The following is a 17,120-nucleotide window of genomic DNA, read 5'->3' as shown; positions in this document are numbered from 1 at the left end:
GTTTGCGAGCCCGCGCTCGAAGTCAAAATGGGAAGCCGATCAGGCCGCTTGCTTCACCTCGGCGACAATTTTCTTGGCGGCATCGCCAAGATCGTCTGCCGGAATAATCGGCAGGCCCGAATTGGCAAGGATATCCTTGCCTTGCTGCACATTGGTGCCTTCGAGGCGGACGACCAGCGGCACGTCCAGCTCGACTTCCTTGGCAGCGATCACAATGCCTTCTGCGATAGTGTCGCAGCGCATGATGCCACCGAAGATGTTGACGAGGATGCCCTTCACCGCAGGGTCGGACAGGATGATCTTGAACGCTGCCGTCACCTTCTCGGTCGTGGCGCCGCCGCCCACGTCGAGGAAGTTGGCTGGGAAGGAACCGTTCAGTTTGATGATGTCCATCGTCGCCATGGCAAGGCCTGCGCCATTGACCATGCAGCCGATGTCGCCATCTAGCTTGATGTAAGCAAGATCGTGCTTTCCGGCTTCGACTTCCATCGGATCTTCCTCGGTCTCGTCACGCATCGCTTCCACATCGGGGTGGCGATAAAGCGCATTCGAATCGAAGCTCATCTTGGTGTCGAGCACCAACAGCTCACCGCCGTCAGTTTCCACCAGCGGGTTGATTTCAAGCATGTCGCAATCGAGCGTCGTGAAAGCCTTGTAGAGCTTCTTCGCCAGCTTCTGCGCTTCCTTGGCGAGTGCACCTTCCAGCTTCAGCGCGAAGGCCACTGCACGACCATGGTGCGGCATGAATCCGGTGGCCGGATCGATGGTAATGGTGGCGATCTTGTCGGGCGTATTGTGCGCGACGTCTTCGATGTCCATGCCGCCTTCGGTGGAGACGATCATTGCCACGCGGCTCGTCTCACGATCGACGACCATGGAGAGGTAGTATTCCTTGGCGATATCGACGCCATCGGTCACATAAAGGCGGTTGACCTGCTTGCCTTCATCGCCCGTCTGCACAGTTACGAGCGTGTTGCCGAGCATTTCCTTCGCGTCGGCCTCGACATCGTCCACACTCTTGGCAAGGCGCACGCCGCCTTTCGCATCCGCGCTCAACTCGGCAAACTTGCCCTTGCCGCGGCCGCCTGCATGGATCTGCGCTTTCACGACGTAAAGCGGGCCAGGAAGCTTCTTCGCGCCTTCGACCGCTTCTGCAACGCTAATGGCGGGATAGCCGGTTGGCACGCCGATATCGAATTTCGCGAGCAGTTCCTTGGCCTGATATTCGTGGATGTTCATGAGGGGTTTACTTTCCTGTCACGAGAAGGGAGTTGTTGCGCCGCGCTAAAGCATCATCGCAGCGTCCTTGCAAACCCTACATTCGTCGATCATCTGATAGGCATAGATGATCGACAGTATGAAACTCGAACAAATCTGCCGCGAGGCGGGCCATATGGCGCTTCGCCGATGGCCGGGCCACGGGCATGATTTGAAAACATGGGAAAAATCGCCGGGCAATCCAGTGTGCGAGGCGGACCTTGAAGTGGATGGGTTCCTGCGGCGCGAATTGCAGGCTCTTCTGCCTGCCGCGGGCTGGCTTTCCGAAGAAACTTCGGACGACAAGGAGCGACTCGAGAAAGGGTTGATCTGGCTGGTCGATCCGATTGATGGAACGCGTGACTTCATTCGCGGACGTAAAGGCTGGGCAGTGAGTGTCGCCTTGATCAGTGGCGGCAGACCCTTGCTCGGCGTCCTAATTGCCCCGGCGCGTGATGAGGTCTGGTCGGCCAGGGCGGGAAAAGGCGCGTGGCGCAATGGCGAGCGTTTGCAGGCCAGCACGCGAAGCCGCTTTGTTGGAGCCCGCGTTCCGGCGCACGATCTGCCCAAGCAGGATCGCGACCTCTCCAAGGTCGAACAGCCCAATTCGATTGCGCTGCGCGTCGCTATGGTCGCCAATGATGAGGCCGATCTGGTTGCCACGCTGCGCTGGGGTTTCGAGTGGGATATTGGCGCAGCCGCGCTGATTGCGCGCGAAGCCGGTGCAGTCGTGACAGACGCATTCGGCGCGCCTCTCGCTTACAACAAGCGCGATCCGCGAGCCTTTGGCTTGCTCGCCACAGCGCCTGCAATCCACGCCGATGCGGTAGAGCGCTTGGCAGAGCGCGCGGCGCGGCTTTCCTGAGCCATTCGACGAAAAAAGGGGCGCCCGGAAAGACGCCCCTTTCTGAATTTAGATTGCCTAGTCGCCTTAGTAAGCGGCTTCCACATCTTCTTCCGTAATCGGCGTGATGCGGATTTCGACGCGGCGATTCTGCGAACGGCCTGCTTCGGTCGAGTTATCGGCGATCGGATATTGCTCGCCATAGCCAATCGTCTCGATACGCGCACGGGCGACGCCGCGGCTGGTGAGATAGTTGGCGACCGATTCGGCACGGCGGCGCGAAAGATCAAGATTATACTGATCGCTGCCCGTGGCATCGGTATGCCCCATCACATCGATCAGTGAATTGGGATAGTCGACCATGCTCTGCGCTACTCCATCGAGTGTATCGCGCATTTGCGGCGAGATGTTGGTCGAGTTCACGGCGAAGGTCACATCGGGGAAATTGACGAGGATGCCATCGCCGCCCGGAGTTTCGGTCACGTCGACGCCCGTTCCGGCGGTGACTTCTTCCAGCTCACGGATTTGTTCATCCATGCGGTAGCCGACATAGCCGCCGGCAGCCGCGCCAATGCCTGCGCCGACGATACGCGCGGTTTTGCCGCCGACCAGTCCGCCAAGCAGATAGCCAAGGCCAGCGCCGCCGATGCCGCCGATCGCGGTACGGGAAATAACCTGGTTGCCGGTGTTCGGATCGGTCACGCAGGCGGTTGTCGTACCGGCCAGCGCGAGGGCTGCGACGGTCGAGGTGAGAATTCTTTTCGTTTTCATGTCCACTTCCTCCAGATCACACGCGTGAGATGCTCGTTTGCGCGGTGTGTAAGCCCAATAACTCGCTGAACGGCCCCGTGTTCCGCAATTGGCGGTGAGGCGATCCACGGCTTTGCGTTTGAAACCCTTCGCCTTGTGGATTTTATCTGCTAGCGGGCAAGGTCTGATGGACCCGTTTCCCTGGCATTATCTCGCCGCCCTCGTCCTACTGATCGTGCTCAACGGCGTTTTCGCCATGTCGGAGCTTGCGATTGTTTCCGCGCGCACCGCGCGGCTGCGCGCCGCGGCTGAAAAGGGCAGCAAGAGCGCCGCAATCGCGATGCGCCTGGCGCAAGAGCCGGGGAAGTTTCTTTCCACCGTGCAAATCGGCATTACGCTGATCGCAATCGGAACGGGTGCTTTCGCAGGCGCGCAATTGGGCGAGCCGGTGGCCGAGCGGCTTATCCGCACCGGCCTGTCGGAGGACGCGGCTTATAACGTCGCGTTTGCTGTCGTCATCGGCCTTACGACGTTCCTCAGTGTGGTCGTGGGCGAATTGGTGCCCAAGCAGATTGCACTGCGCGCGGCTGAGCCGATCGCCATCCTCATGGCGCGCCCGATGCATATTCTCGCCCGGGTTGCGGCGCCTTTTGTCTGGCTGCTCGATACCACCTCTAACCTGCTACTGTCCCTCCTGCGGGTCCGGCACAAGGGCGATCATCGCCTGACCGCCGAAGAGCTGCAGATGATTTTCGCCGATGCGACACGCACTGGGGTGATCGAAGAACAGGAGCGCGCGATCCTTTCAGGTATTATGCGCCTGCAGGACAGGGCGGTGCGCGAACTCATGACGCCGCGAACGGAAATCGACTGGCTGGAAGCCGATGCCGACGAAGCGCGCATGCGCGAAGTCATTGCCGACACGCCGCATTCGCTCCTGCCTGTTGCCGACAGTACGCCGGACAAGATCTTAGGCGTCGTCAAAGTGCGCGAATTGCTGGCACTGCTGATGGCTGGCGAGATGATCGATCTGAAAAGCCTGCTGCGCAAGAATGAAGTCGTGCCTGACCAGCTCGATGCGATGGACGCGCTGCGCGTGTTGCAGATGTCCGGCACGGGCATGGCCATGGTGCATGACGAATACGGCCATCTCGATGGGCTGGTGACCACAGCCGACCTTCTCGAAGCGATTGCCGGCGATTTTGCAAGCCATCAGGACGAAGGCGATACGCCCATGATGACCGAGCGCGAGGATGGGTCGCTGCTCGTCTCAGGTGCGCTGGCCGCCGATTCCATGGCGGAGCGGCTGGGGCTCGACCTCCCGGAAGGACGCGAATTCGCCACGGCAGCAGGATACGCGCTTTACGTGCTCAAACATTTGCCGACCGAAGGCGAATATTTCATCGATCAGGGCTGGCGCTTCGAAGTCGTCGATATGGACGGGCGCAAGATCGACAAGCTGCTGGTCAGCCAGGAAGACTGACCGCCACCTCTTCGCGCTGCTTAGTGCACAAACCGCGCGACCACATCGCGGTAGCTACGCGACACTTTCACTTCGGCCCCGGAATCGAGCACGAGGAAGCACTCACCGTTCGTGTGCGGCTTCACCTGGCGGACCTGATCGAGATTGACGATCGTACTGCGATGCACGCGCTGGAAGCTGCGCGGATCGACGCGGCGCTCAAGATCCTTCATCGTTTCGCGCAGGATAAGTGAATTGTCGGCGGTGTAGATCACCATGTAATCGCCCGCTGCTTCGATCCGTTCGATCGTGTCGACATCGACGCGGAAGATCCGCCCCTTATCCTTCACATTGATCATCTTCTCGTAGCGCGCACTGCTTTCGTCTTCCTCGCCAATCTCATCGAGGCTTTCCGGGCTCACTTCTGCAAGCACGTCTTTCAGCTTTTCCGCTTCATCGGCAGAACGCTTTTCAGCAAGGCGCTGGCGCACCCGCTCGATCGTGTCGGCGAGCTTGTCTTCATCGACCGGCTTCATCAGGTAATTGACGGCATTCGCTTCAAAAGCGCGAATGGCATGTTCCTGGAACGCGGTGACGAAGACGATCAGCGGCGTATCGACATCCATAATGCCTTTGACGACGGAAAAGCCGTCGAAGCTCGGCATCTGGATGTCGAGAAAGACAAGGTCAGGCTTCAACGTTTTGATTGCCCGGATCGCCTCCCGCCCATTGGCGCAGGTTTCAATCACCTCGATATCGGTAAAAGGCTCAAGGCGTAGCTGCAGGCCTTGTATGGCCAGCTTTTCGTCATCGACGAGAATGGTACGAATAGTCATGCGGGGGCTCCGGTCTGGGGGGTTCCGAAAGAGGTTGCCCTGCCTTGCTCAACGGATGAAGCGCGGGGAAGTTTCTTCGCCCCCTCGCTCTCATTCGCATCCTCGGCAGCTTCGAATGGAATTTCGATGATGACAGTGAAGCCTCCATCGCGCGGCGTTTCGATGTCGAAGCGGTGCTCCTCGCCATAGGCCTGGGAAAGGCGCTCCATGATATTGGCGAGGCCCACCCCGGTTGAGGAGTGCCCCCTGGCAACCGCTTCGGCAGCGTTCTGATTGCCTTGCAAGCCCGGCCCGGTGTCGGTCACCGTCAGGCGCAGGCGCGATCCGATGACGCGCGCCGCAAGGCTGATGCGCGCGCCCTCTTCCTGGGCAGAGACGCCATATTTGATCGCGTTCTCGATCAGCGGTTGCAGCAGGAAAGAAGGGATGCAGGCATTTGCGGCCAAATCATCGACGCGAAATTCGGTGCGCAGCCGGTCTTCAAATCGCATGCGTTCGATTTCGAGATACAGCTTCAGTGTCTCGACTTCCTGCGCGACAGTCACCTTGCTACCGGGCTGGGCAACAAGCGTGTGGCGCAGAAAGCTGGAAAGCTTGGTCAACATGGCATTGGCGGGCGCAGTCTGTTTTAGCAAAACCAATGTGCTGATCGAATTCAGCGTATTGAACAAGAAGTGAGGGTTGAGCTGGTATCGCAGCATGGCGAGCTGCGCGCTGGTGGCCTGTGCTTCAAGGCGTTCGAGCCGGTCGGTCTGCTCTTCCACCTGCAGGAAGAAATTGATGGCGTAATAGAGCGCGGACCACGCGCCAAGCAGAGTCATGTCGATGTAAAACACACCAAGCATAAGTTGAGCAAAGCCAGATTCACTACCGCCCTGATAAACATCAATCGTCCATGCGTTGATGAATGCAGACACACCCACGGCCAGTGCTAACGTCACACCAGTGAGGCCCCATGTTATAATTGGGCTGCGATTGATAAGGCGGTTGTAAATGACCGAAAGTACGGTGCTTATTGAAAACCCCGTGATTGCGGCGATTACGACCACAATAAGAAAATCTGCACCGCGCTCATTAGCAATTGAAGTAGCGCTTCTCAAAACCAAGGCGCCCGACCAGCCAAACAATTGCAGACGCCAGAAGGCGCGGTTCTTGTCCTTGAAAAACGGGGTCGGCTGGAAAGGCAGCATGGCCATGCGCCTGTTTTGAGCGGCAGGAGTGCGCTGCGTCAGAGGATTTTCCATCTGTTGCCCTCCTGTGGCTGGTGTTTCACCTTACGAATCGCGCGCTTCGGCGATGGCTTCGCTCAGCGGATCGAAGCCCACTGCACCATCGAGCACCTGGTCTCCGACGATGAAAGCGGGTGTACCGGAAATGCGCAGCGATTGACCTAAGAACACATTGTTTTGCAATTGTGTTTCATAGGCGCCTGCAGCGATAGCAGCATTGGCGGCTGCAAGATTGAGCCCAGCCTGCTCTGCTGCAGCTTCAATTGCCTCTGCAGACAAACCATCCTGCGCAAACATCGCGTTATGAAACGCTTCAAACCTGCCCTGATCGGCGGCCGCCAGCGCCATCCGCGCGGCATCAGCGCTGCCAGCTGAGAGGACAGGATATTCACGGATAACGACCCGTAAATCGGGATTGCTGGCAATCAGATCATTCACATCTTCCAGACTCTGGCGACAGAAACCGCAGGCATAGTCGCTGAATTCCACAAGCGTAATTTCGCCATCTGGATTGCCGAGCACGGCACCGGGATAGGGCTGTTCCAGCTCATCACGCAGCGGCTCGATCCGGGCCATCATGTCACGGCGCTGCAATTCGCCCATAGCTTCGGGCAGCACTTCGGGGTTCGCCATAAGGTAATCGCGCGTGCGCTCCGGCCCCAACCCCGAAAAATCCCACGCAGCCGCGCCGGCGAAACCGGCGAGAAGCGCAATCGCGGCGGTGATGAGAAAGCTACGCATGAAATGACGCTAGTTGCGTTCGGCGAGCCGTTCAAGCTGGGCGCGGGCCTGAAGTTGCACATCCTGCGCGCGGATCCAGTCGGGCGTGCCTGTGGGAAGCGACTGCTCTGCTGCGCTTGCATTCACCAGCGCGCCCTGCGGATTGCCGGAAAGGATTTGCTGTTCCGCACTGGCGAGCCGCGCGCGTGGGGTATCGCCGCGTTGGCCGTAAACTACGCCCAGCTGGTACCAGGCAAAAGGATTCTCACGGTCCCGCCCGATAGCGGCGCGTAAGACAGCCTCTGCTTCATCGAGATTGGCGGGGTCTTCGGTGGCAATCAGCGCATGGCCCAGGAGGGTTGCAATCAACGGGGTCGATCCGGTCAGGCGTGTCGCTTCGCGCAGCGGCGGCAGGGCCTGAGCGACGCGTCCCGATTCGAGCAGGATCTGCCCCTGCAGCTCCAGAAAATACGGATTGGACGGCTCCATCACCAGCAGGGCTTCCGTTTCCCGCAACGCTTCGTCCATCCGTGCATCCTTGTGGAACGCGTAAGCGCGGGCATAGCGGGCCGGGACGCCTTCCATATATTCCGGGAAGAATTGCAGCGTGCGCTCCGGCGTCGAAAGGAAGCCGAATAGCTTGGCCTTTACGCGCTCGAACCGCTCCTGAATGTCGGGATCGACGGGCCGATCCCAAGCCGGATCGGCTTGGTAGATCGCTTCCAGCCGCGATATGCGGTTGCCCGACAAGGGGTGCGTGCGGCTATATTCGCGTTCCTGCGCCTGGCTGATGCCGCGGCGGAATTCGTAATTCTGGAGCTTCGCGAAAAAGTCGAGGCTTCCGCGACCGCTAATGCCTGCATCGCTGAGATATTGCGCGCCTGCAGCATCGGCCGATGCTTCCTGTGTGCGACTGAAGGCAAGGAAACTGCCCATCGCGGCCTGCTGGCCTGCTGCCATAATGCCCATCGCCGCTTCGCCGCCACCGCCTGCAAAGGCCGCAGCTGCAGCCAGCAGCGCAGAGAGCAGCGTGATGCGCGTGGCATTGCCCGCCCCCTCGGAATAGCGATTGATATGGCCGCCGGTGATATGGCCTAACTCATGCGCGAGTACGCCTTGCACTTCCAAAGCGCTGTCTGCGGCGTTGATCAGGCCCGAATGGATATAGACGCGCTGTCCACCGGCGACGAAGGCGTTAATCGAATTTTCATTCACCAGGACAACTTCGACTGCACCTTCACCAAGCCCAGCGGCATCGGAAAGTGGATCGATCATGTCCTGCAACAGCGCTTCTGTCTCCGCATCGCGTAAGATGCTGATGCCCTGCGCGGAGGCCGGCTGGGCCAGCATGGCGAACACGGCCAATATCGCGAACAAGCGGGCGAGCAGGGATTTGATCATGCGCATGAGCGGGGCTGTCATAGCGCTGCTGGCGCTGAACGGGAAATGAAGATTATTCGGCGGATGCCGTACTTGGCTCTTTCGCGCCGCTGACTGTCTGTACGACTTCTTCCGCATCGCTTTCATGCGCCAAGCCTATCGAGCTGAGAAACGCTTTGCCTTTCGAATAATCGTCGCCCAGCCAAAGCGGCACATCCGCCTCTTCGATAATCGCCTTCGCATCCTGTTCATCGCTGTCGAATGGTTCATCTGCCGCGCGGCGCAGGAAGATGGCTGCTACCTGTCCGGGGAAATCCGCAACGGCCTTGGCAAAGGCAGGCAGGTCTCCCTGCGTGTCGTCGCCCACCAGGGCAAAGCGCATGTCCGGATACATTCCCAAGATAGAAGCGATCGCCAAATCCTTATGCGCACCATGGCTGCTATGGCCGAATGTCTGTGCATTCAGCCCCCAATCGCGCAGCATCATCGGGCCGACCGGCAGATTGTTGATCTGCTTGAATGTCAGCAGGTAGGAAAAGATATTCCACGGACTGGATGACACGTAGAAAAACGGTCGCTTGCTCGCTGGTAGCGCGCCCTCAGGCAGGTGGTGTCGTGGACCGGAAAGGTTTCCGTAGAATTCGGGCGCGCCCGGCACGGTATGCCGTTCGCTCGGCATTTGTGCGACGACACGTTTCCAGTTCCGCGCAACATTGCGCAGGCCGCCAGTGATGCCGGATTCGATGATCGTATCGTCAATGTCGGAGATAATCGCGATGTCGGACGATGCAGCGGGTGCGAGGATACTCGCATCTGCCTGCTGCGGCCCTTCGGCGTTCAGCCATTCTACGCGGGCGCTTTCCCATGCCGTGGATTGCGGCAAATCCGCTTTGGCATCCAATTCGAGATCGAAATGAACAAAGCCCTCTTTGTCGCTCGTGCCGCGCGTATCCAAATGGACCGTATCGCCATGCTCCAGGACGAGCCGGACCTCGACACCTTCGACTTCGCGGCTGGCGAATTGGCTCAGCATTTTTCGCAATGCGCCGACGCGCGAACGGCGGTGAAAACGCGGGGCCGGGGATCGCAATGCGCGCACGGAAAGGCGGAGCCGCTCCCGGTTGCGAAAGCCCAGATAAGGTTGGATGCGAGTGTCGGTTAAGCGGGAAAAGACCATGCCAAGGCAATGGTTCAGCCTCCCGCTCGTTCCTAAATGCGGCCCGTGAAGGCGCGCTTAGTCGATGATTTTGCGCGCCGCCTTTTCGATCAGCGACACATCGCCTTCGACTTCGCCAAGCATCACGACATCGCCATTTTCCGTGCGGCGGATCATGACGAGCGCGAATTCCTCGCCGCTCGCAGGCACTTCGCTCAAATGCTTCGGCGCCAGTGCGCGCAGCTTCTTGGCGATGGCTTTGCGAGGCGCGGTGCGCGGTGCTTTTACGGTCGCTCCGCTTTGGGCACGGCGGAAAGCGCGTTCTTCAGCGACGACTGCTTTCAGGCCACCCTGAGCGGCTTTCAGATGCTCTCCAAGAGCACCCTGCGCAATCCCATGACGCTGCGCGTAGGACAGGACCGCAGCATATTCGGTGAGGCGCGTCTTGTCGTAATCGACACCGAAAACAAGCTTAACAATAGGCGTCATCGGCGCGCGTTCCTGCGCTGCAATGCCTGCATCGTCGAGCAGTTCGGCAAAATCTTCCGGCGCTTCATTGGCCGCAATCGCAAAATCCCAGGCCTGGCCGACAGCTTCATACAGCGCAGCGCGTGTCCGCTCTTCGCTGCTTCGGGCTTGCTGGGCGGTTTCGCGAGCGGCGGCGAGCCAATCGGCAAGCGACAAGGGCTCAACGGCGGCCGCGGGAACGACATCTTCGTTCGATTCAGATTGTCCCGGAAGATCGAAAGATGGGCGCACGTCCTGACCGTCGCCTTCGCCCTTCAAGGCATCAACGATCGAGGGAATGTCAAAGGAAGCTGCGGGGCCATCGGCCCAATCCGTCAGGCTTTCCTCCTCGCTCGCGGACGTGTCGTCGCCCCGGTCGATATCGAGCGCCTGATCGATTTCGAGCAGCAATTCATCGGCAGAGCGGGCATCGGCCAGCTCTTTCCAATTGATTACGCCGTAAATGAAATCGATGGTTTCGTCATCGCTGGAGAAAGGCAGCAGGATGCCGCGATAAAGTATGGTGGCGCCCGTCCCGTTTACAAATTCCGCTTCGAAACCAATCGGCGACTGGTTGGCGAGAATCTGCATGTAATGATCGGTAATCCGGCTGAGCAAAGAGCGCGGCGGCACTTCTGAAAGCCGTTTCGGCATTTCGCTGCTTGCGGTGAGGCATTCCTCGGCGAGTTCAGCGCCGATATAATTAATGCTGGGATCCTCGATGCCGGTCGAAAAATCCAGCAGGACGCTGTTCGGGCCGAAATCCGGCAGTAGTGTCGGATCGAGGTCTTCGATCGATGGAAAGTTGCGATCTTCCAGCAGGCCGGCCCAAAAATTGTAAGCGCGCACCTGCATACGGCGTTCATCGGTGCCGATGGCGGGAGGCGGCGTGTGATCCACGCTTTCATCCGTCTCGTTTTTCTCATCCACAGGCTCGATAGGCTCGGCAAAACCGTCCAGATCGAGTGCGTCGAGCGGTCCGAAATTGTCCCGCAAAGTGTCCATGCCGAAAAGCCTTTCCGTGGTATGCAGAGGCTCTTGTGGCGCGACGTGGTAAATTTTCCGTGAAGTTGCGCGGCTTTTTCCCGCAGCTTTGCAGCGTCAGCCTGCGGGAAATGATAATTACCTACAGCATGTAGCGCATGCGGATCGTCTGCTGCACGGCAGAGGTGCCCACTTCGATTGCAGCATCGTCAAAATCGGGCGGCCCCATCCTGACGCGGGCATCACGGGAAAAGCCGAACCCTTCGGTAGGCATCATGCCCAGCGCGCGGTCTGCACGGCCATTTTCGTTCTCGTCGTGCAGAAGCGCAATCGCATAGGTGCCCGGCGCGACATTGCGGAACCGCAGAGTAGTCGCTTCGCCCGCAGGCACCACAACGCGGTAACCCAGGTCCGAATTCTGGCAGCGGGGAAAGCGTTCCTCATCGCGCGTCATGCAGGCGCGAACAACGCCATCCGTATTGCGCATATTCGTGACCTGCACAGTCACGCTCACGCCTTCTTCCTGCCCTGCAGCCGATGGTGCGGCGGCGAGGCCAGTGAGCAAAGCGGCGCTCAGGATTGCGATGCGGGCTGATCCCATGTCGGGTCGGCTAGGCCTTTGTCTGTTTTGCACAAGTGATCCCAAAATCTGAAATAGAGCCCATAATTGCAGCGATAGGCATCATGGTGACGCTGGTGGTGGCTGGCTGTTATCAGCCACTTCCCTGCTGGCGAATGAACAAGCCGGCGCGGAAACACTTCCCAGCCCATATGATTGGTAACGCCCATGACGGTCATGATGGCGAGCACTGTCGCAAGAGCGCCGATATGAATCGGGACAAGCAGCACAAGCACGGGGATGACGATCGCGCCGGTCAGCGCTTCGATAGGGTGAAAGCTCATCGCGGCCCAGGCGGTAGGCGGGCGGCTGGCATGGTGGACCGCATGCGCCATCTTGAACCATTTGGGCCGATGCATCAGCCTGTGCGTCCAGTAAAACCAGGTGTCATGCGCGAAAAGGTAAAGGAAAACGGAAAGCGGCAGATACCACAGCGGGAAAGCGCCGATATCGGAATAGATCTGTGTCCATCCGTGGTTTTGCCACCCCCAGGCGATGATGCCCGCGGGCACGCCGTAAATAATCGCAGAGGCCATCGACCACCCGATCTCGCGGACGATTTGCGGCTGCAATCCACGATAAAGGCCCGGACGCGTGCGGCGCGTCGCCCAAGCAAAGAAACCACCTGCAAGAAAATAGCGTGCCGCGATGATCGCGCTCATCAAAACGGCGGATAGGGCAATGGCGATCAGCATGGTGATGTCGCCCCTATGCCCTGCCGGTGAACAATCCTCTACCCCGAATCGCGATTTTTGCGGACTATCCCGCTATTTCGCTGCCCCAGCTGGCGCATTGCGGGTCTGCCGCGATGATCTGGCGGCGCAGCGCAGCGCGTGCAAGCCGTTCCACTTCAGCTTTTCGCCGCGCAGCTGCCAAGGGGTGGCTGGGCGCAGGCCGCACGATTTCCGCATCATATTCATCGGCCACGATAATGCCGCAGCAATCGGGCCGGTAATCGTCGCCTTCGAGAACGTCACGATCGAGCTCCGGCGGCAGGCCCCAATAGAAGCGATCGCAAAAGTCGAGATAATCAGGCCATTTCTCATCGCCCAGCAGGTCTGCGCGCGCCGTCTTGATTTCGACGATGACGATTTTTCCTTTGCCATCGATCCCCATCAGATCGGCGCGCCTGCCATTACGCAGCACCATCTCGCCGAGCACCCAGATATCGTTGCGCGCAAACAGCCGGCAAATCCCGCGGACGACCGCCTGCGATCGCAACGGAAAGACGGTGTCGGAGGATGCGGCGGTGGGTTTTGGGGAAACGAGCGAATCAGTCATCGCCGCAAGTTGGAACGAAATGGGAACATGGTCAAGCCGTGCCCGGTCGTCTCAATGTGCGTAAACGGTCAGGCGCTGCGGCGCGGGCCCATCTCGCCGGAAGGCGGCAGCAGATCGAGGATGGATGCTCTTGCAGCGGTATACTCGCTCCACAACGCGCTGGCGGCATCGGTACAATCCGCACCGCGCGCATTGATTGCCAGTAAAGCCGAAATGCCAGGCTCCATAATGGCGGCCAGATCGGCGCATCCATCTTTTGCCAGATCGCGGCGCCATGGCTCTGCATCGCGGATCAGCGCAGGAAAATTTCGCGCGCGCTTGTCGTCCGGTTCTGCATCCTGCCCGGCGAGCATGCATACGACTTTGCCCGCCTCGCTGAGCGCCGCCCAGCGCATGCTGAGTGCGCTCGCATTTGCCATCGTTTCGGATGCCGACATATCGCCGGTGTGCCGGACATTCTGTCCGAATATTTGTGGCATTGCGCTCATGACGCGCGGTGCTTAGCCCAGCACCTCTTTCCAAGACGTTAGCGAGCAACTGCCGCCGGCCCGCAACAATTCCGCTTGGCGCACGCGCCCGCCATTGCTAGGCGACCTGCTCTGACCGGCACCCGTAGCTCAGCTGGATAGAGCGCTGCCCTCCGAAGGCAGAGGTCACAGGTTCGAATCCTGTCGGGTGCGCCAGTTCCCTTCAAATCTTGTCTGATCTCGGAACTGGTTCGATCAATTCCCGGATGTCATTGCTGACATCGATAATCGGCCTTAACGTACTCAGATCGCCGCGCCACGACCGGCATGCCGGATGCATCGCCGTATTTCGCTCTAGTCAGCTATAAGCTCCGCCTTTGACTGCGAATTGGCACCAATAGGGACCGGCGAACTCCGCGAAATCTTGGCCAGCGCAATCTGCTGCTCGGCAATCGCTTCGGAGGATTCCTGCCGAAATACCCGCCCTCACAATTATTTGCAGACGGCATGCTGCCGAGCCATTCGGTTCGCACCATTTGCGGGACCTTCAGCTTCTCAATACACGCAGCACATATCGCCAATGGCGCAGCAACGCCCCAGGGTTGCGCCGCATCAACAAACGCCGCAATCGGGGCTGGCCTTTAAGCCACGCCTTCTTCAACGTGACCTGTCCGCCTGCATTGAGACGAAATTCATCGATCCCTTCGAAACGAGGCGCGGTAGGATCGCTCGCTTCGCCGAGCACCATGGTCCAGCTCGCAAAAGCAGCGTCATCGTTGAGCAGGATGCTCGCGCCGACGTAAGTGTGCGGTCCAGCCATCGCAAACTGGCGAATGAACGCGCCCCTTATCGCTTCTTTGCCGTGATACTCGTCACCCCGTGGACCTTCGCCCAGAACATCGCAGTAAACGGCGTCGTCTGCGATCAGTGCCATGATCGAATCGATATCCTGCTTGGCGAATCCTTCGATCATCCGCTCAATGGTCTGGCGGCTTCCTTGGCCACCACTGTCTTCGGCAGTAACCGGCCTGCCGGATTGCTGAAGCGAACTGCGATCGGTCCTTGCCACAAGAATTCTCCGGCAAATCCGAGATATCGACTGATGGTCGGTAATGGCCGGCAAGCGGTCGGTTTGTCAAGGTGGGCAGGGAATAAGCACGCGGCGGCCTGTCCGGTTTTCGGTAGCATTAGAGCTACGCGCGGGCGGCGAGCCCCGAGAGAAGAGTTTCGAGCGTATCGACATAAATCGATGCTGACGCTTCGAAATCCTTCTGCGCGGCACAGTCCAGTGCCGCTGCCTGTATCGCGGCGAGGACGATATTGGCCAATGGCTCCAGAGGTTGCGGCGCAATGGCTCCCGCTTGCATGGCAAAGGCCAATCCACCGGTAACAAGGCCTCCGAAATGCGCCGCGTCGAGAGCTCTCCAACGCTCGTTGCCGAGGACGCTGGGCGCATCCTGGAGGGTGATCCGAGCGATCGAAGGATTGGAACACAATCGGAAATAACTGCGTGTAGCTTCGATCATGTTTTCGAGCGGATCCTGGTCCATCCGCATGCCGGAAGCGACAGATTTCGCCAGCTCAGCTGAAACGCTTTCAAACACCTGTTCAAAGAGCTCGTCCTTGCTTTGGAAGTGATGGTAAACCGCGCCTTTCGCGACCGATGCATCGGAGGCGATCGCATCGACAGTCGTTTTAGAAAAACCGAAGGTTCCGAAATTCTGTCTAGCTGCAGCCAGAATAGCAGCCCTCGTTCGAGATCGTCGCTCGTCTTGCCGCACCAAATACTCCTCGCTTGACTTACCGACCGCTGGTCAATAAATGCCGACCGAGGTTTTTGGGATAGCGAGGTTTGCAAGGGGTCTCAATATGGGCGCGGTCGAGCTCCTTCTTGGCAAGGCAGGCTTCATGGTTTTCACACTTGGCCTGGCAATCGGCGCCGCGATCCCTCGTTTCCGCAATCCGCGAATGGGACTATCGGCACATACTACTGCAGTCCAAGCAGGTATTGCGCTGGTCGCGTTCGGCCTTTTCTGGCCCCATTTTGGAATTGCCGATTGGGCATCTTTGCCCTTGGCGATATCGCTTATCGCATCATTCGGTATTCTGATCCTTAGCCTGCTTCTAGCTGCGGCCTTTGGCGCAAGCGAAGCTCTGCCCATTGCTGGAAAGGGATTTAGCAGCTCCAAGGCGAAGGAGCGGGTTGTTTCGATCCTGGCGATTGGGAGCTCGGTTTGGATGCTTCTCGCGAGCATCGCGGTTTGCTTCTTCTTCCTGCTTACGTAGCGATTGGATATTCGCTGCTTGGCATCGCGAGAATGAGCGATTGCTACCGCAAGTGAGGTCGTTGGCTGATGTTTCATCGCAATCTCGATGGCGAAATATTTAAGGTAGGTGCAATGCCAAAGATCGGGCGTTTTAGAGAAAAGTCAGACGGGCGGCGTTTCGGTTGATGTCTGTCTCACCAGGATATGCTCCGTACGAGCCTCAGTTACGACCGATCGCATGGGGCGAAAACATTTGGATTGTCGAAGGTCCAGAAGTGACCTATCGGCTGGCCGGAGTACCCATACCGTGTCCCACTAGGATGACAGTGGTCCGCAATGATGATGGGAGTCTTCTACTTCACTCCCCGGTATGTCATTCCGAGCAGCTAAGCACAGCCTTGGCTGCACTTGGGACCATAACGAAGCTCGTCGCCCCGAATAGCTATCATTATCTTCACATAGACGATTGGGCGTTGGCGCATGCCTCTGCCGCGGTATTCGCTCCTCGCACTGCGGCTAAAAATGTGAAAGCTCAGTGTGAAGTGATAAAAAATGATCCGGATGTGCTCTCGCGGGTTGGACTTCCCTCGAAACTCATCGATCTCGGGAACTTCCAGGAAGTAGTTTTTTTCCACGAACCCTCGCGCACGCTGATTGTAACCGATTTAATGCAGAACTTTGAAGCGAGCAGGGCCAGTAGGAGACTGACTCGGTTCTTGCTCAAGGCGGGTGGTGCGACTGGGCCCAGCGGCCAACCGTCATTGGAAATTCGTCATGCCGCGCGAAAGCATAAATCCGCGCTGGGTGAGGGCATTCAGCAGATGCTTGATTGGCATCCTGAACAGATCATCCTTTCGCACGGCAAATGCTACCGCTCCGATGCTGTCCGCGAACTGGAACGAGCGTTTGCTTGGCATTGAGGGTAGCGCTCCGCTCCTCAAGGATTTTTCGCAACTGATAAACATTGAGCGTCGGTCATCGGCTGGCGAGGAATGATCGGCGAACCCCAATGACGATGGCGCACATTCATTTCCAGGTGGTCTGATACAGGCGCAGAAACGGTCTCCCGATACCAATCATCGAGCAAGTTCTCCCAGATTCCTCTCCCTACGCAATGCGAACGCAGGTCATCGCGTCCAAACGAGAAACAGGGCTTCCAAAGTGCCACCCGTGGCCTTGATCATTTTCATCTCGTCAAAGCCGGGCAGAGATAAAAGAGCATCGAGGACGTGCCAGGCATTTTGTTTCAAAACTGCCAAGCCCTCTTCATCAATCACGACTTCACGCGCCGCCTAGCGACGGATTGTCAAATGAGTCGCACTGACCAAAAATTCGATTTGCGGTCGAGCCTTCTTTGGCAA

19 protein-coding genes, 1 tRNA gene and 1 pseudogene are annotated in these 17,120 nt (G+C 58.6%); 5 read left to right on the top strand and 16 right to left on the bottom strand.

All coding sequences use genetic code 11. The annotated features are described in order from the left end of the window. Positions 1–39 precede the first annotated feature (39 nt). Positions 40–1,239 (bottom strand): ADP-forming succinate--CoA ligase subunit beta, encoded by a 1,200-nt coding sequence (gene sucC, locus I5L03_RS01945; RefSeq protein ID WP_197920019.1) that lies wholly within the window; start codon positions 1,237–1,239, stop codon positions 40–42. 106 nt (positions 1,240–1,345) lie between these two features. On the opposite strand from sucC, the gene I5L03_RS01940 reads away from it, so the two are divergent. Then, the gene (locus tag I5L03_RS01940) at positions 1,346–2,122 is read left to right on the top strand and encodes a 3'(2'),5'-bisphosphate nucleotidase CysQ (protein WP_197920018.1); all 777 of its coding nucleotides are present in this window, start codon (positions 1,346–1,348) and stop codon (positions 2,120–2,122) included. Positions 2,123–2,188: 66 nt separating this feature from the next. Here I5L03_RS01940 and I5L03_RS01935 read toward each other — a convergent pair whose 3' ends face one another. After that, a complete protein-coding gene (locus tag I5L03_RS01935) occupies positions 2,189–2,872 on the bottom strand; it encodes an OmpA family protein (protein ID WP_197920017.1) in 684 nt (227 codons plus the stop codon). A gap of 166 nt (positions 2,873–3,038) precedes the next feature. Here I5L03_RS01935 and I5L03_RS01930 point away from each other — a divergent pair, with 166 nt between their 5' ends. Next, entirely contained in the window at positions 3,039–4,334 is a 1,296-nt protein-coding gene (locus tag I5L03_RS01930) for a hemolysin family protein (RefSeq protein ID WP_197920016.1), read from the top strand. A gap of 20 nt (positions 4,335–4,354) precedes the next feature. On the opposite strand, the gene I5L03_RS01925 is transcribed toward I5L03_RS01930, so the two are convergent. From I5L03_RS01925 to I5L03_RS01880, 10 genes are all read right to left on the bottom strand, one after another. Continuing rightward, positions 4,355–5,149 carry a LytR/AlgR family response regulator transcription factor gene (locus I5L03_RS01925; protein ID WP_197920015.1) on the bottom strand — a complete coding sequence of 265 codons (795 nt, stop codon included), beginning with the start codon at positions 5,147–5,149 and terminating at the stop codon, positions 4,355–4,357. Then, a complete protein-coding gene (locus I5L03_RS01920; RefSeq protein WP_197920682.1) occupies positions 5,146–6,345 on the bottom strand; it encodes a sensor histidine kinase in 1,200 nt (399 codons plus the stop codon). Before I5L03_RS01920 ends, I5L03_RS01925 begins: the two co-directional genes overlap by 4 nt. A 78-nt stretch (positions 6,346–6,423) precedes the next feature. Beyond that, complete coding sequence (locus tag I5L03_RS01915) at positions 6,424–7,119, bottom strand: DsbA family protein (RefSeq protein ID WP_197920014.1); 696 nt, start codon at positions 7,117–7,119, stop codon at positions 6,424–6,426. 9 nt (positions 7,120–7,128) lie between these two features. Next, the gene (locus tag I5L03_RS01910; RefSeq protein WP_197920013.1) at positions 7,129–8,505 is read right to left on the bottom strand and encodes a M48 family metalloprotease; all 1,377 of its coding nucleotides are present in this window, start codon (positions 8,503–8,505) and stop codon (positions 7,129–7,131) included. A gap of 46 nt (positions 8,506–8,551) precedes the next feature. Continuing rightward, positions 8,552–9,511 carry a phosphatase domain-containing protein gene (locus I5L03_RS01905; protein WP_234034987.1) on the bottom strand — a complete coding sequence of 320 codons (960 nt, stop codon included), beginning with the start codon at positions 9,509–9,511 and terminating at the stop codon, positions 8,552–8,554. A 201-nt stretch (positions 9,512–9,712) separates the two neighbouring features. After that, a complete protein-coding gene (locus I5L03_RS01900) occupies positions 9,713–11,146 on the bottom strand; it encodes a PAS domain-containing protein (protein ID WP_234034986.1) in 1,434 nt (477 codons plus the stop codon). Positions 11,147–11,267: 121 nt separating this feature from the next. Beyond that, positions 11,268–11,726 carry a DUF2141 domain-containing protein gene (locus I5L03_RS01895; RefSeq protein WP_197920011.1) on the bottom strand — a complete coding sequence of 153 codons (459 nt, stop codon included), beginning with the start codon at positions 11,724–11,726 and terminating at the stop codon, positions 11,268–11,270. After that, on the bottom strand, positions 11,699–12,439 hold the full coding sequence (locus I5L03_RS01890) for a sterol desaturase family protein (RefSeq protein ID WP_197920010.1): 741 nt from the start codon (positions 12,437–12,439) through the stop codon (positions 11,699–11,701). Before I5L03_RS01890 ends, I5L03_RS01895 begins: the two co-directional genes overlap by 28 nt. 64 nt (positions 12,440–12,503) lie before the next feature. Continuing rightward, positions 12,504–13,025, bottom strand: a complete 522-nt coding sequence (locus I5L03_RS01885; RefSeq protein WP_197920009.1) for an MmcB family DNA repair protein — start codon at positions 13,023–13,025, stop codon at positions 12,504–12,506. 68 nt (positions 13,026–13,093) lie between these two features. Further along, on the bottom strand, positions 13,094–13,513 hold the full coding sequence (locus tag I5L03_RS01880; RefSeq protein ID WP_234034985.1) for a hypothetical protein: 420 nt from the start codon (positions 13,511–13,513) through the stop codon (positions 13,094–13,096). Between the two features lie 118 nt (positions 13,514–13,631). Between I5L03_RS01880 and I5L03_RS01875 the strand changes: the two genes are divergently transcribed. Next, a tRNA-Arg gene (locus tag I5L03_RS01875) sits at positions 13,632–13,708 on the top strand. 331 nt (positions 13,709–14,039) lie between these two features. Here the strand turns inward: I5L03_RS01875 and I5L03_RS01870 are convergent. From I5L03_RS01870 to I5L03_RS13615, 3 genes and pseudogenes are all read right to left on the bottom strand, one after another. After that, positions 14,040–14,561, bottom strand: a complete 522-nt coding sequence (locus I5L03_RS01870) for a nuclear transport factor 2 family protein (protein WP_197920008.1) — start codon at positions 14,559–14,561, stop codon at positions 14,040–14,042. 124 nt (positions 14,562–14,685) lie between these two features. Continuing rightward, the gene (locus tag I5L03_RS13370) at positions 14,686–15,042 is read right to left on the bottom strand and encodes a hypothetical protein (RefSeq protein ID WP_234034984.1); all 357 of its coding nucleotides are present in this window, start codon (positions 15,040–15,042) and stop codon (positions 14,686–14,688) included. Positions 15,043–15,105: 63 nt separating this feature from the next. Next, positions 15,106–15,273: pseudogene (locus tag I5L03_RS13615) on the bottom strand (TetR/AcrR family transcriptional regulator); the annotation flags it as partial. Between the two features lie 40 nt (positions 15,274–15,313). On the opposite strand from I5L03_RS13615, the gene I5L03_RS01860 reads away from it, so the two are divergent. Continuing rightward, a complete protein-coding gene (locus I5L03_RS01860; protein WP_197920006.1) occupies positions 15,314–15,778 on the top strand; it encodes a hypothetical protein in 465 nt (154 codons plus the stop codon). Positions 15,779–16,157: 379 nt separating this feature from the next. Beyond that, entirely contained in the window at positions 16,158–16,679 is a 522-nt protein-coding gene (locus I5L03_RS01855) for a hypothetical protein (RefSeq protein WP_197920005.1), read from the top strand. A 207-nt stretch (positions 16,680–16,886) separates the two neighbouring features. Here I5L03_RS01855 and I5L03_RS01850 read toward each other — a convergent pair whose 3' ends face one another. Continuing rightward, a complete protein-coding gene (locus I5L03_RS01850; protein WP_197920004.1) occupies positions 16,887–17,036 on the bottom strand; it encodes a hypothetical protein in 150 nt (49 codons plus the stop codon). Positions 17,037–17,120: the final 84 nt, after the last annotated feature.

The organism is Aurantiacibacter sediminis (genome assembly GCF_016019885.1).
In the GTDB taxonomy this organism is placed as follows: Bacteria; Pseudomonadota; Alphaproteobacteria; order Sphingomonadales; family Sphingomonadaceae; genus Alteraurantiacibacter; species Alteraurantiacibacter sediminis.
The sequence above is the reverse complement of the archived record's forward strand: the minus strand, read 5'-3'. Positions and strand labels throughout refer to the sequence as shown.